At 51.4% G+C, this 14295-nt stretch carries 13 protein-coding genes; 4 read left to right on the forward strand and 9 right to left on the reverse strand.

Annotation, left to right across the window (positions count from 1 at the left end; all coding sequences use genetic code 11):
• Positions 1-365: 365 nt before the first annotated feature.
• Positions 366-1010: a PAQR family membrane homeostasis protein TrhA gene (gene trhA, locus PsWM33_RS03195; protein ID WP_057462778.1), complete on the forward strand. Its 645-nt coding sequence runs from the start codon at positions 366-368 to the stop codon at positions 1008-1010.
• A gap of 58 nt (positions 1011-1068) precedes the next feature.
• Here trhA and PsWM33_RS03200 read toward each other — a convergent pair whose 3' ends face one another.
• The gene (locus PsWM33_RS03200) at positions 1069-1383 is read right to left on the reverse strand and encodes a hypothetical protein (protein ID WP_063299186.1); all 315 of its coding nucleotides are present in this window, start codon (positions 1381-1383) and stop codon (positions 1069-1071) included.
• 195 nt (positions 1384-1578) lie between these two features.
• Here PsWM33_RS03200 and PsWM33_RS03205 point away from each other — a divergent pair, with 195 nt between their 5' ends.
• Positions 1579-2646 carry a dipeptidase gene (locus PsWM33_RS03205; protein WP_063299187.1) on the forward strand — a complete coding sequence of 356 codons (1068 nt, stop codon included), beginning with the start codon at positions 1579-1581 and terminating at the stop codon, positions 2644-2646.
• Between the two features lie 48 nt (positions 2647-2694).
• On the opposite strand, the gene PsWM33_RS03210 is transcribed toward PsWM33_RS03205, so the two are convergent.
• Positions 2695-3189, reverse strand: a complete 495-nt coding sequence (locus tag PsWM33_RS03210; RefSeq protein WP_063299188.1) for an Lrp/AsnC family transcriptional regulator — start codon at positions 3187-3189, stop codon at positions 2695-2697.
• 137 nt (positions 3190-3326) lie between these two features.
• Between PsWM33_RS03210 and PsWM33_RS03215 the strand changes: the two genes are divergently transcribed.
• Positions 3327-3779, forward strand: coding sequence for a DUF2000 domain-containing protein (locus tag PsWM33_RS03215; RefSeq protein WP_063299189.1), 453 nt, complete (start codon positions 3327-3329; stop codon positions 3777-3779).
• 112 nt (positions 3780-3891) lie between these two features.
• Here PsWM33_RS03215 and PsWM33_RS03220 read toward each other — a convergent pair whose 3' ends face one another.
• The 4 genes from PsWM33_RS03220 to PsWM33_RS03235 form a co-directional block, all read right to left on the reverse strand.
• Positions 3892-5502: an ABC transporter ATP-binding protein gene (locus PsWM33_RS03220; RefSeq protein ID WP_063299190.1), complete on the reverse strand. Its 1611-nt coding sequence runs from the start codon at positions 5500-5502 to the stop codon at positions 3892-3894.
• A gap of 9 nt (positions 5503-5511) precedes the next feature.
• A complete protein-coding gene (locus PsWM33_RS03225; RefSeq protein ID WP_057462784.1) occupies positions 5512-6639 on the reverse strand; it encodes an ABC transporter permease subunit in 1128 nt (375 codons plus the stop codon).
• Between the two features lie 12 nt (positions 6640-6651).
• Complete coding sequence (gene oppB, locus PsWM33_RS03230; protein WP_057462785.1) at positions 6652-7575, reverse strand: oligopeptide ABC transporter permease OppB; 924 nt, start codon at positions 7573-7575, stop codon at positions 6652-6654.
• A gap of 105 nt (positions 7576-7680) precedes the next feature.
• Positions 7681-9267, reverse strand: coding sequence for a peptide ABC transporter substrate-binding protein (locus tag PsWM33_RS03235; protein ID WP_063299191.1), 1587 nt, complete (start codon positions 9265-9267; stop codon positions 7681-7683).
• 386 nt (positions 9268-9653) lie between these two features.
• Between PsWM33_RS03235 and PsWM33_RS03240 the strand changes: the two genes are divergently transcribed.
• Positions 9654-11474, forward strand: coding sequence for an ABC-F family ATP-binding cassette domain-containing protein (locus PsWM33_RS03240; RefSeq protein WP_193778354.1), 1821 nt, complete (start codon positions 9654-9656; stop codon positions 11472-11474).
• Positions 11475-11648: 174 nt separating this feature from the next.
• Here PsWM33_RS03240 and PsWM33_RS03245 read toward each other — a convergent pair whose 3' ends face one another.
• The 3 genes from PsWM33_RS03245 to PsWM33_RS27065 form a co-directional block, all read right to left on the reverse strand.
• Entirely contained in the window at positions 11649-11969 is a 321-nt protein-coding gene (locus PsWM33_RS03245; RefSeq protein ID WP_063299192.1) for a carboxymuconolactone decarboxylase family protein, read from the reverse strand.
• Positions 11970-12186: 217 nt separating this feature from the next.
• A complete protein-coding gene (locus PsWM33_RS28300) occupies positions 12187-12873 on the reverse strand; it encodes a potassium channel family protein (RefSeq protein ID WP_244276648.1) in 687 nt (228 codons plus the stop codon).
• Between the two features lie 403 nt (positions 12874-13276).
• Positions 13277-13711 carry a hypothetical protein gene (locus tag PsWM33_RS27065; RefSeq protein WP_153039889.1) on the reverse strand — a complete coding sequence of 145 codons (435 nt, stop codon included), beginning with the start codon at positions 13709-13711 and terminating at the stop codon, positions 13277-13279.
• Between the last annotated feature and the right edge of the window lie 584 nt (positions 13712-14295).

Raw genomic sequence — 14295 nt, forward strand, 5'->3', positions numbered from 1 at the left:
TGACGCTGGCAAGAACCAACGCCTACAAACCCGAAAATGGCATCGACTGCTGCTTGGGAAGTCAGCGCAAAATCTCTGATTCTAGGGAAAATTGCAAAGAAGCTGTTTCGCTTTCGCGCTCTTTCCCACAGAGCCCAAAGGGTCCTTCAAACCAGAGCAGCTTCTTTTGGGAAGCCGAGAGAGGCAATGCCACACCTGGGCGAGACTGGCAATTGGATATGCCCGATTTCCAAGGGCATGACCTTCAGAATTGAGAATTGCCCAGTAAATGACCAGATTGCAACTTAGTTACAGTTGAGTTTACGAGCTTGGACCTGCATTATGGAAGAGGGTATATATTGGATTAATTGGGGGATTGTCCGCGGATGAGGGAAGAAACCTACGCAGAACGAGTGGTTGACGGCGTCATCCACGTTGTGGGCATTGCGTTTGGAGCTGCTGCGACAACAGCCTTTGTTATGGTTTTGTGGGCGGCGGATGACTACGCCCGGCAAATCAGCATCTACATATACGCGGGTACGCTGTTGGCCATGCTTGTCTGCTCTGCGACCTACAATATTTTGCAGAAGGATAACAAGATTGGCATCCTGCGCCGTCTGGACCATTCCGCAATCTATTTCCTTATTGCCGGTACCTACACTCCCCTATGCCTGATGGTTCTTGGCGGGTGGCTTGGGATTTCCATGCTCGTTGGGATCTGGATTTGCGCGGTGGCGGGTGCGGCCATCAAAATCTTGCACATTACTTCCATGGATAAGCTGGCTGTGCCTATTTATCTGGCGATGGGCTGGGTGAGCTTCTTTGCAATCGTTCCTATTTACAACGAGCTATCCCTGGCAGGCTTCACGCTGCTTGCCACCGGCGGTGGGCTCTATACGGTTGGCACCCTGTTTTACATCTGGAAGAACCTGCCATTCCAAAATGCGATCTGGCACGGTTTTGTGTTGTCAGCAGCGGCCTGTCATTTCGCAATGATCATGGTAGATGTGGCCTTGCCCGGCTTGGCCTGACCTACTCGCTCAAGACCGAGGATGGGGACAGCAGTCCCCTTCCCCAAATCGCCTGGTATCAGACACTGCCCTCAGTCTCAACGACCAGTACACGCGCCTCACCGCGGGGCTGTGCTATATGTTCAGTGCCGATTGAAGCATAGAAAATGTCGCCTGTGTTCAATAGGGCGGAGAGTTCCTCGCCGTTTTGGCGATACTTCATCTTGACGCATCCAGACAGCACGACAAACACTTCCTCGCCCTCATTTACATGCCACTTGTAGGGCTGATCCGTCCAATGCAACCGTGTGGTAATGCCATTCATGTTGGCAATCTGCTGTGCACCCCAGGCTTTGTCTGCCGTGAAGTCAGAGCTTCTGATCACTGTCGCCATTGCGCTGTTCCCTCATAAAACCATCCAGAAATATCCGCTGATCCTATTGATTTTAAGGGTTTAATATTTAACAGTGTAGTTTCAAATTCCGCCAATGTGACCTAGCTTTGTGCCAGTGGCCTTGGGCTTTGCGTAGATCCCTTTTGCTTTTCACATTTGGTTTTTCTCATAGCATTTTCATTTTCGGAGTTCTTCATGACAGATACTGCCTCCAACCTGGTTCCGGTTTTTGACGGCCATAACGATACGCTGCTCTCGTTGGAGCGTCGGTCGAATACTCCCAAGGAACGCAGTTTCTTTGAGGAGGCTGGTCACGATCACATCGATCTGCCACGCGCCCGCAAAGGCGGTTTTGCTGGTGGTCTGTTTGCCATGTTTACCCCTTCTGTCAGAGCAAAGCCGAAAGAAGGTAAAGAGGTTGACTTCAAGAGCCCCGAACACTTCAAAGGCGTGCCGCAGCAGGAGGCACTGGATTATACTCTGAAGCTTCTTGATATTGCAGAGGACCTTGAAGCCAAGGGGAATGGCGAGGTGAAGATCTGCCGTTCGACTGCTGCAATCAAGGAGGCAATGGCCGCTGAGCAACTGGCGATGATGCTGCATGTTGAAGGCGCCGAGTGCATCGACAAGGACTTTGAAGCGCTAGAGCTGCTGTATAATCGCGGTTTGCGCTCTATCGGTCCTGTTTGGAGCCGTGAGACTATCTTCGGATATGGCGTGCCGATGGAGTTTGAGCATAGCCCAGACATTGGCCCAGGTCTTACTGATGTGGGTAAAGAGCTGGTGCGCCAGTGTAATCACCGTAAGATCCAGCTGGACGTGTCTCACTTGAATGAGAAAGGCTTTTGGGATCTGGCCAAGATCACCGACAAGCCGATCGTGGCGAGCCATTCCAACGTGTTCAAGATCTGCCCGATGAGCCGGAACCTGACAGATAAGCAACTTGATGCGATTGCTGAATCCAAGGGACTGGTGGGTATCAACTTTGCAGTTTTCTTCCTACGCCCTGATGGACAGCTGAACTCTGACATGCCTTTAGACGTTATCTTGCGCCATGCGGACTATCTGATCAACAAACTCGGTGAAGATGGAGTTGCGCTTGGGTCAGACTATGATGGCTGTCTGGTTGCCAACGACATCAAGGATGTGGCTGGTTTGCCAAACCTGATCGAAGCCTTCCGCAAAGCAGACTTCGGTGAGGACCTGATCGCCAAGATCGCGCATAAGAACTGGATCAGCGTTTTGGAGCGAGCGGGGATTTAATTCCCCTTACTTACCGCGAAGATGTGAAAAAATGGGTTGGCATGTCAGTCAAACAGGCCAGCCCGTGAGTGGCTTTAGCTCCTTGAGCACAAAGTTGCTTTCCATAGCTTTAATGCCCGGAAGGCGCCGTAGGGTGTTCATTGAGAATTCGGCATACGCATCAAGATCTTCGCAAACCACTTGCAGCACGAAATCAACTCCCCCTCCAACTGAGTAGCAGGCAATGACCTGCTCAAGCTTCAGCACAGCCTTTTCAAACTCCACGGCCTGTTCTGCATTGTGCGCGTCAATCTGGATCATCACGACAACGAACACACCAAGGCCCAGAGTTTTTCGATCCAGACGAGCTGCGTAATTACTGATCACCCCTTCCTGCTCTAACCGTCTGACGCGCCGCCAACACGGCGAGGTGGACATACCCACCTTTTCGGCAAGCTCAGTATTTGAAAGGCGTCCCTCCGTCTGCAAAACCTGAAGGATTTTCCTATCTGCGGCATCCAGCTGAACAGCTTTCTTTTGTTGCCCGCTACTTTCAAGAGACATTTTGCACTTCCATTGGTAGAGCATACCTAACTTTGGCGATTTTCAGGTAGCACCTACCTATATATAGCTCATTTTAGGGTAAGATAGATCAACCTTCTCTTCTGCGTCCAGATATTGTCCCCATAAAGGAGACAAAGATGCTTACTAATCAAATCAAGAAACAACCACTTCGAGGTGAACAGGATTTGCGGCTTGCGATTGTGGCGGACCCGGATTTACCTACGGGTCTGCTCGCAAATACGGTCGGGGCTATATCAATTGGGATTGGAACAGAAAACACCGGGCTGGCCGGAGTAACCTTAACGGACCGTGAGGGTGTGTCCTTCAAGTGCAGTGCGGATCGTCCTGTCCCTATCCTGCAGGCCAATGTCGATCAAATGCAGAACTTATTGACGAAGTCCTCCGCACACCTTGACGAAATTACTCTGGTTGTCTTTCCCGCCTTTGCCAGATCAATCCATTCTTTCGCTGAGTATGACGCGCTGGTGCCCACGCAGGCTCTGAAAACAGAGAAGATAGACGGGATAGGGATTTGTGGTCCAAGCAAACTGGTGCGCTCACTTGTGGGAGCGCTCAAGCTGTTAAGATAGTTTGAGTGCAAACGATGCGGTGTACTTTGACAGTGAACCTCTCACGCCTCATGCAAAAACCCCGGCGCGTTGCACCGGGGTTTTCAATTTTAAAAGCTTTGATCGCTTAGCTTCAAGCTGGCTTCAAGGCAGCAGCTTCGAGCAGTTCTTTGGTGTAGTCTTCTTTCGGGTTGGAGAAGATTTCTTCTGCCAGTCCCTTTTCAACCACTTCGCCTTTCTGCATCACCATCACAGTATCGGACATGGCGCGAACCACAGCCAGATCGTGAGAGATGAAGAGATAGGTGAGGCCATGCTCTTTTTGCAGGTTGCGCAGAAGCTCAACCACCTGCTTTTGCACGGTACGGTCCAACGCGGAGGTTGGCTCATCCAGCACAACAAGCTTTGGATTGAGGATCATGGTGCGTGCAATCGCGATACGCTGACGCTGACCACCAGAGAACTCGTGTGGGTAGCGGTTGCGCATGGCCGGGTCCATGGACACTTCTTCAAGCGCCTGGATAGCCCGCAGATCACGTTCCTTGGCTGAAAGCTGAGGCTCATGCACCAACAGACCTTCGGTGATGATCTGGCCCACGGTCATACGTGGAGACAGAGACCCGAACGGATCCTGGAAGATGAGCTGCATTTCTTTACGAAGCGGCTGCATCTTCTTTTTGGCTGCGCCGGTGATGTCGTTTCCGAGGTAAACAACACGGCCACCTGCTGTTGGCAGAAGCTGAAGCACAGCACGGCCCAGAGTGGATTTACCGGAGCCGGACTCGCCTACGATGCCGAGTGTCTGGCCTTCACGCATTTCCATGGAAATGTCGTTTACAGCGCGCAGAACGTGGTTTGGCTTGAGGAAACCAGTCTCGGTTTCAAACTCAACGCGCACGTCCTTTGCATCCAGAACAATCGGATTGCTGTCAGGCACAACGGCTTTTGAACCGGTTGGCTCTGCATCCAGCAGCATCTTGGTGTAATCATGCTGAGGGTTACCAAAGATCTCTTTGGTGTTGCCCTCTTCAACAACTTCACCAGACTTCATCACATACACACGGTCAGAGATGCGCTCAACGATAGCCAGATCGTGGGTGATGAACACAACGGCCATGCCGAGGCGTTTTTGAAGATCTGCCATCAGTTCAAGGATCTGAGCCTGAGTGGTCACGTCCAACGCAGTGGTTGGCTCATCCGCGATCAGGATATCCGGATCGTTTGCGAGCGCCATTGCGATCATGACACGCTGGCGCTGACCGCCAGACATCTCATAGGGGAACGCCTTCACTTTGCGTGCAGGCTCAGGAATACCCACGAGCTCCAGAAGCTCTACAGCGCGCTTTTTAGCTGTTGCCCAGGTGTATTCACCGTGCTCAACCATTGGCTCACAGAGCTGGCGCTCAATGGAGTAGAGCGGATCCAGAGAAGTCATCGGCTCCTGGAAGATCATGGTCACTTTCGCACCACGGATCTTGTTGAGCTGACGAATGGAAGACCCAAGGATGTTCGTGCCACGGTAACGGACTTCACCATGGGTGATGCCGTTGCCCGCCAGAAGACCCATGGCTGCCATCATGGTCTGGGATTTACCAGAGCCAGACTCGCCCACAATCGCGACTGTCTCGCCGGAGTCCACATGGATGTTCACGCCTTTTACTGCGTGAACCATGCCGGTGTTGGTTTCGAAATCAACTTTAAGAGTGTCGATCTCAAGAACAGTGTTTTCGTTAATCTTGCTCATTCTGTCCTCTTATCGATCCTTAGGGTCCAGCGCATCGCGCAGACCGTCGCCGATGAAGTTCAGCGCGAACAATGTGGAGGTGAGGAAGATTGCCGGGAACACCAGCATCCATGCTGCACCTTGCAGGTTACGCGCACCTTCGGAGATCAACACACCCCAAGAGGTCATTGGCTCCTGAACACCAAGGCCTAAGAAGGACAGGAAGCTTTCCAGCAGGATCACTTTTGGTACCAGCAGGGTCATGTAGATCACAACCGGACCAAGGGTGTTTGGAATGATGTGGCGCTTCAGAATGCCGCCACCTTCAACACCCATAGCTTCCGCAGCCTGTACGTATTCCTGGCGTTTGATGGACAGGGTCTGACCGCGCACAATACGCGCCATATCCAGCCACTCAACAGCGCCCACAGCAATAAACATCAGGACGAAGTTACGGCCAAAGAACACAACAAGCATGATCACGAAGAAGATGAATGGCAGTGAGTAGAGGATATCTACAACACGCATCATCACCAGATCGACCCTGCCACCGAAGTAACCGGAGGCAGCCCCCCAGAACACACCGATGCTGATTGCAACGAAGGTTGCCAGCAGACCGATGGTTAAGGAAACACGACCTGCAATCAGTGTACGGGTGAGCATGTCACGGCCGTTTGCATCCGTACCGAAGTAGAAGTGCATATACTGAATGTCAGCGGTTACAGTCGCGCTCTTTTTATCTGAAGAGATGTTGCTGATTGCAGCACTCTCAAACAGATCAGAACGATCGAAGTAACGCGCATAACGCTCATCCAGTTTGCGACGGGATGTTACTGTTGCAGTCACCTTGCCATCGTTCAGTTCATAGCTGTCGACGGTCATACGAGCACGCTTTGCAATTTTTGCAAAGGCTGGCTGGATCTCATCCTGCTTCGGATAAGCTTCCAGGCTCGCAGGCTGCTTCACGTAATCGCGATAAACCTGATCGTATGGGTGCGGTGTCAGCATTGGCCCAACGACGGACAGCAGTGTGATCACTGCCAGCACGATCAGAGAGGTCACTGCTGCTTTGTTTGCGAGAAGACGATCACGGGCGTCATCCCACAGCGAGCGGCCCATTTTCGGGGCTTCTTTCAGCTGGTCGGAGGTAACACTCATAAATTCGAGTCCTCAGTCAAAACGCACACGAGGATCAAGCATTGCATAGAGCAGATCCACGATGAGGTTGAAGATAATGACGAAACAAGCGACGACTACGACAGTACCCATTACGAGTGTGTAGTCACGGTTCAGAGCGCCTTGTACGAAGTAGCGGCCAATACCCGGGATACCGAAGATGGTTTCGATAACGACGGAACCGGTCAGCAATGCAGCAGCTGCAGGGCCGAGGTAGGACACAACCGGCAGGATTGCTCCACGCAGAGCGTGAATGACAACGACGGTGTATCCGGACAGGCCATAAGCGCGTGCTGTGCGGACGTGGTTGGAACGCAGTGCTTCAATCATTGAACCACGGGTCAAACGGGCAACAACTGCAATCTGCGGAAGAGCCAGCGTTACGACAGGCAGAACCATGTTGACAAAGGCGCCACCGCCCCAGCCCCCGACAGGGAGCCAACCAAAATGCACACCCAGTATGAGTGTCAGAATTGGTGCCACAACAAAGTTCGGGATGGTCACCCCGAGTGTCGCAACGGCCATCACAGAGTAGTCGACGCCTTTATTCTGGCGCAACGCTGCGATAACCCCCAAAAACCCACCAACAGCCAGGGCAAGAGCCAGTGCAGAAAGACCGAGCTGCATGGAGATTGGAAGACTTTGGGCGAAAAGTTCATTGATCGAGAAATCTCGGAAGAAGAAACTTGGACCAAAATCACCGGACAATACGCTCTTGAGATAAATGAGGTACTGCTCCCAAAGAGATTTGTCCAAATTGTAGATCTTGTTCAGATTCTCCATAACCTTTGCTTCCAATGGACGTTCCAGATCGAACGGACCACCTGGCGCTACGCGCATAAGGAAGAAGGAAATCGTAATGATCAAGAACAAGGTCGGTATCGCGCTGAGCAATCTGCTCAGGACATAGCGTAACATGGGCCTTGCTTCTCCAGTTGTTTATCGTTTTTATTTACCGATAATTCACAAAAATGCCAGCCATGAGCTATCCTGCATGACTGGCATTTTCTGTCGCGTTAAAGATTACTTGTTAATCTTGACGAAGCGGCTTGGATGCACGTCCAACAGGTTGGTTTCGAAACCGGAAACCTTATCAGAAACAAGGTTCTTGGAGCCGTAGTACATCAAAGGCAGGAATGGCAGATCACGCATAAAGATCGTTTCTGCTTTCTTCAGGATTGCTGCACGCTTTTCAAGGTCAACAGTTATCGCTGCTTCGTCCATAAGTCCATCGTACTCAGGGTTGTCGTAGCGAGCGTAGTTGAAGCCTGTGTTGTCGCTTTCAGTCAGGAACAGGAAGTTCTGAGGGTCTGAGTAATCGCCAACCCAACCAGCGCGAGCAACATCGAAGTCACCACGATCACGCAGGTGTGCGTAGTGGGTCTTGGTGTCAGTGTTCAACATGGACACTTCAACGCCAAGAGGCTTCCACATGTCTGCAATTGCAACAGCAGTGTTCTTGTGATTCTCAGAGGTGTTGTAACGGATCTCAACCTTCAGAGGGTTGCTCTGGTTGTAACCTTTGGATTCAAGAATCTTCTTAGCTTCTTCCTCACGGTCGAGCAGATCAGTGTCTGCCCAAGGAGCGTAAGCTGGTTCGCCGTAGTTGTCGATTCCCGGAGGCACGAGGGAGTAAGCAGCAACCATGGTGCCACCCCAGATGTCTTCTGCAAGGAATTCACGGTCGATCGCCATGGACAGAGCCTGACGTATATCAGGGTCTTTCATAGCTTCGGATTCATGGTTCAGCGCATAGTAGTAGTTGCCGAGATATGGTGCGACTTTAAACTGATTACCCAAAGTGCCACGAATAAAGTCAATCTGCTCCAGTGGAGCATCGTTGTTGGTGTCCAGTTCGCCAGCCTGGAAACGGCGGAGAGCTGCACCACGGTCTTCAGTCGGATAGTACTTAACTGCATCCAGAGCAACGTTTGCTGCATCATGGAAGTATGGGTTCTTCGTTGCGGTCACTGCATCGTTTGGTACGAAGCTGGACAGTACGAATGCGCCGTTGGTAACGATGTTGTCTGGCTTTACAAAGTCAGTACCGAACTTTTCAACGGATGCAGGGTGTACCGGAAGACCGGACTGGTGCGCCAGAAGCTGGATGAAGTAAGGAGTTGGAGCGTGCAGCTTGATTTCAAGGGTCTTGTCATCAATTGCTTTAACGCCGAGCTTCTCACCTTCCATGTCGCCTTTGTTAACGGCTTCAGAATTCAGGATAGGGTAGAGAACGTTTGCGTATTTCGCACCGGTCATTGGGTTCATGATGCGGCGCAGGGAATAAACGAAGTCACCAGCCAGAACCGGATCGCCGTTTGACCACTTTGCATCGTCGCGCATCTTGAATGTGTATGTCAGACCATCGTCAGAAACAGTCCAGCTTGCGGCCGCGCCGGGGATAATTTCGCCCTTCGCGTTGTAAGCAACAACACCCTCATAAAGATCACGCAGGATGTGAGCTTCATAAGTTGTAGATGTCTTATGCTGGTCAAGTGTTTCTGGGTCAGCGGAATTACCACGGTTGTATACGGTTTCAGCCGCGGCAGATAGCGAAGTAGCAGCAATAAGGGCTGCAGCTAGCGCTGACATACGAATGGACTTGATCATGCAGATCTCCCCTCTCCTCAAGTTACATTCCGCCAGATTTGGAGACTGGCAGTTGCCCGCAACATTTCACTGTTGCGTTATTATAGCAAGTGTCGAGGGATCAAAATTTCCTCGTAATCGGAGATTATTTTAATCTCTTATTTAGATTATAAACGATTATGGGAGCATTGTTTCCAATTGAGACTAAAATTAGAAATAATCTTTCAACTTACGTTACTGAATCTTTTGCAATCGCGTCACTATGACGCCCGGTATTTATAGCTCCCGTTTTTTTCACAGGTGCGGCAAAAAACTTTAACCTTCGCTCTTTTGTGGTAGAGCACTACCAGTAAATCTACCCCTAGCGTTGAAATACGCTGTTTTGGGAATCTGGAAAGACAAGCTTAATGGCGCCACCGCTTCTTCATGTGCGAGACATACACCTTAACTTTGGAACGACCCCTCTTCTGACTGGTACAGAGCTACAAGTCGGGGAAGGCGAGCGGATCTGCTTAGTTGGTCGAAACGGGTCTGGCAAGTCGACACTGCTGAAAATCGCTGCGGGATTAACAGAGGCGGATAAGGGCGAGTATTTTTTGCAGCCAGGACGGACGATCCGGTATTTGCCTCAGGAGCCGGATCTTTCGGGGTATGCGACAGTGCTTGCCTATGCTGAAGGTGGGCTGGCACCGGGTGATGATCAATATCGGGCGAAATACCTATTAGAAATCCTAGGCTTAACCGGTGAGGAAGATCCGGAGACGCTTTCGGGTGGGGAAGCCAAGCGGGCGGCGATTGCGCGAGCTTTGGCGCCGGAGCCGGATATTTTGTTGCTGGACGAACCGACCAACCATCTGGACCTTCCGGTGATTGAGTGGCTGGAATCTGAGCTGAAGCAGATGAAGTCTGCCATTGTTCTGATCTCGCATGACCGCCGTTTTTTGGAGAACCTTTCCCGCGTAACCTACTGGATTGACAGAGGTATCTCCCGCCGGATGGACCAGGGCTTTGCCAAGTTTGAAGAGTGGCGGGACAAGGTTTTTGAAGAGGAAGAAAAAGAGCAAGCGCGGCTGAATGAGAAGATCCGGCAGGAAGAGCATTGGATGGTTTATGGCGTGACTGCGCGTCGTAAGCGGAATATGCGGCGGGTGCGGGAGCTGGCTGATTTGCGTCAGCAGCGCAAGGAGCATAAAGGACCGCAGGGCAGTGTGAAGATGGCTGCCACTGAGGGGGATATCTCCGGCAAGCTTGTTTCTGAGGCCAAGCACATTGGCAAGACCTACGAAGAGCGCCCGATCGTCAAGGATTTCTCCACCCGCATTTTGCGCGGTGACCGGATTGGCTTTGTGGGGCCAAACGGGGCTGGCAAGACCACCTTGCTGAAGATGCTGACCGGCGAGCTTGCACCGGATGCGGGCACTATCCGCCTTGGCGCCAACCTGCAGATGATCACGCTGGACCAGAAGCGCGAGAAGCTTGACCCCAATGACACACTCGTCAATGCCATGACGGGTGGCAGCGGGGACATGGTTATTCTTGGCGACACCTCCAAGCATGTCATGAGTTATCTCAAGGACTTCCTGTTTAAGCCGGAACAAGCGCGCACCCCTGTGCGTGTGCTTTCTGGTGGGGAACGGGGACGCTTGCTGCTGGCGCGCGCGCTGGCTGCTCCTTCCAACCTGATGGTGCTTGATGAGCCGACCAACGACCTGGACCTTGAAACACTGGATCTGTTGCAAGAGCTGATTTCTGATTATCCCGGCACCGTCCTGCTTGTGAGCCACGATCGTGACTTCCTTGACCGCATCTGCACCAGCATCATTACGATGGAAGATGAGAGCGGCAATTGGGGTGAATATGCGGGTGGCTACACCGACATGGTGCGCCAGCGCGGTGAAGGTGTGCAGGCGCGTAAAGTTGCCAAGGCCGACAAGGCTTCCGGTGCTGCGAAGGAGGATAAGTCTCCTGCTGCTGCCAAAAGACAAGAGCCTAAGAAGTCCGGCCTCAATTTTACGCAGCAGCATCGCCTAAAGGACATTCCGGGTGAAATTGAAAAGCTGGAAGCGAAAATCGCCAAGGGTCAGAAGGAGTTAGAGGACCCGAACCTGTTCAGCTCCAATCCGGATCGTTTTCACAAAGTGATGACCGCTGTTGGGAAACTGCATGAGGACCTTGCTGCGCTTGAAGAAGAGTGGCTGGAGCTGGAGATGCTTGCCGATGAGGGCTAAGCTCCTCATATACTTATGATTTTAAGAAAGGCTTCGGAGCGTTCCGGAGCCTTTTTTGGTTTGCGTTACTCTGTGCGTTGGTTTGCGTTATTTACGAGAGACTTGCGTTTTTTATGAAATTGATCGCGTGGTACCGCTGACGCTCAGCCCCTGACTTATCCCCCTGCCCTTTTGCTATTCGTCATGATCAATCATATGGGTGCCGTGGGTGATGGCACTGCTGGCTCGGATGGCGGCGGCGATGAAGACGACTTCGGCGAGTTCTTCATCTGTGGCGCCGCAGACCTTGGCGTTCTCACGGTGGATCTCGATACAGTAAGGGCATTGGGTGGTGAGTGCAGCGGCCAGTGAAATGAGCTGCTTGTTCTTTTTGGAGATCACCCCGTCGGACATGGCCTCTGCATTGAAGGCGATGAACATCTTCCAGGTTTTACCGGTTGCCAAAGAACTGAACTTCTTCAGCTTGCGCATATTGTCCATGGAAAACATTGGCATGGGCGACCTTCCGGTTGGCTCAGGTTTTTCCGGGCAATTAAAACAGGCTGCGCTTAATAACCACCAATGAAACCCGTTCAGCTTTAATCAGGATCAGACGGGTCGCTTTCATTCTTTATTTTTTTAAAGGGGCTGCGGGCGCCATTTTGGAAAAAGGCTGTAGACGCCATTTTGGTAAAGAGCTGCAGGCGTCGTTTTGCACTAGGCCTGTACAGGTTCAGTCCTTCTTTTTCGGCTGTCTGTATTTTAAAAACTTGCCGACAATGATGGCGGTGAGAACGACCATGTAAAACTGGCCTGCCAGACCCACAATGATCGCAGCCTTTCGGGCGATGGGTGTGAGCGGTACGATGTCGCCGTAGCCGATGGTCATCAGTGTGATGAACGCGGCGTACATGAGTGCTTCCTCCTGCGAGTGGGTCTCAGCATTGTCAATGGGCAGGCCTTTGAAAGAGCCCGGCTGCATATGCTCTATAAGTATAAAGAGAAAGAACGCGACCATGCCGATGGAGATGTAGCCGCTGAGAACACCCAGCACGACACGGTAGTTTTCTTCAAATGTCCTGAGCATCTCATCAATCAGTACGATGGCCACCACAGCATGAAAGGCAAAGAAGATCACAATCTGCGGGACCAAAGGGTCGATTGTTGGAAAGATCGGCGTATCAAGAAAAGACAGGACCAGCGAACACCCGAGCAAAACAGCGACTAGCCTGAAAAACTGCCTCCTCTTCAACGTAATGAGCATGCCGGTGGCTATATTGAAGCTGTAAAACACGTTGAAAACCGGCGCTTCCAGCGTCTGACCCGGTAAGATCAAAGCACCGAACATGAGCAGCAACTGGCTGAAAAGAAACACCTCAACCCGATACTCAAACAGATTCTTTATAGACTTCGATTGCACGTCTACCTTCCTGACTTTTGCGGCAATTTTCGCAAATGAAGGCTAAGGAATGGGAAATCTGAAGGGTAAGTTAGCCCGTGAAATTTAGGAGGGTGTCAGCGCATAGCAAGCTCACCTCATGCTTTTCTGTCTTATGCTCCGCATGTGAAGTTGCGTCGAGTTACGTGTTTGGAAAAACACACGTTTTGCATGTTTACATATAAGAGTCTCAAGTTCACTTATGTATTATTGACCCAAATCAACAATAAAATACTACAAACATAACTTATTTACGACAAGCCTTAATCAAGTTTGAATATAAATTTCTAAAATAGGACATATACGAAACTACATTTCGCCATCTTTCCCTACAACAACTTGCCTCATCGATAATATGCAGGATAAACTTAAAAATTTAACTTATTCATATTTTCGACCAATGCGAAATTACTAAATTTCGTATTTCTAATAAAGTAAAAGGAAATTTTATATACGGTACAACTTCAATCCTGATTACTTCAATTTCGGCAGTGCTCCTACCCCTGGCACCAACAGCATTTCGTCTGGCAATAACTCGGTTGCACCAGGGAACACAGTCGACACCACTGGAAACACGATCACGACGCCGAATGGAACCATCACAGATGGCCCTGCTCCATTTTCCTATGACAACCCATATGATGATTTTGACTTCGGCAACATTGGCGGCAACAGCATCAACACCGGCGGCAATGTTGTAACCGGATCTGGCAACTCCATCACGACCGGTGGCCACCATGTTACTGGTTCTGGTGTTAATATTGATACTGGAGGTCACACGGTCGTTGGCTCTGGCATTACTATAGATACCGGTGGCCATAGCGTTGGCAATCCAATGGATTACGATGCTGCTGATTATGGCGGCTATGACGCGGCCTCAGATTACAGCAGCTTTGATTACGGCGACTTCTTCCTCTAAGAAGCCCCTGCGCTCCAGTCTGAGCCCCTTTTCTGACTGGAGCGTACCCACTTTTGTTGCAGCTGATTAGCTGTGCCTCCGGTGCTTATTTCGAGGCTGCGATCGAGAGTTGCAAACACTCAGGAGATGACGGCACAGGTTTAAGCGCCACCACCTCACCTCTTCGCCGCCTCACCTCCCCACCGACGTCATCCCGGCCCCCGAGCCGGGACCTAGGGCCGCATGTGTTGAGGATGGTTAGGAAACGACACAAAGCCGCTTCTAATCTGGCGCGTCATTTCATGGAGAAGGTACCGAGATGCTCTACCTCGCCGCTCTGGGTCCCGCATCGCGCTGCGCTTGTGCGGGATGACGGCATGAGGGGATCTGCCATCGCCCCATCACCACACCTCCCCACCGACGTCTTCCCGGCCCCCGAGCCGGGACCTAGGGCGGCATGTGTTGAGACTGGTTAGGAAACGACACAAAGCCGCTCCCAATCTGAT

The organism is Pseudovibrio sp. WM33 (genome assembly GCF_001623165.1).
Classification (GTDB): Bacteria; Pseudomonadota; Alphaproteobacteria; order Rhizobiales; family Stappiaceae; genus Pseudovibrio.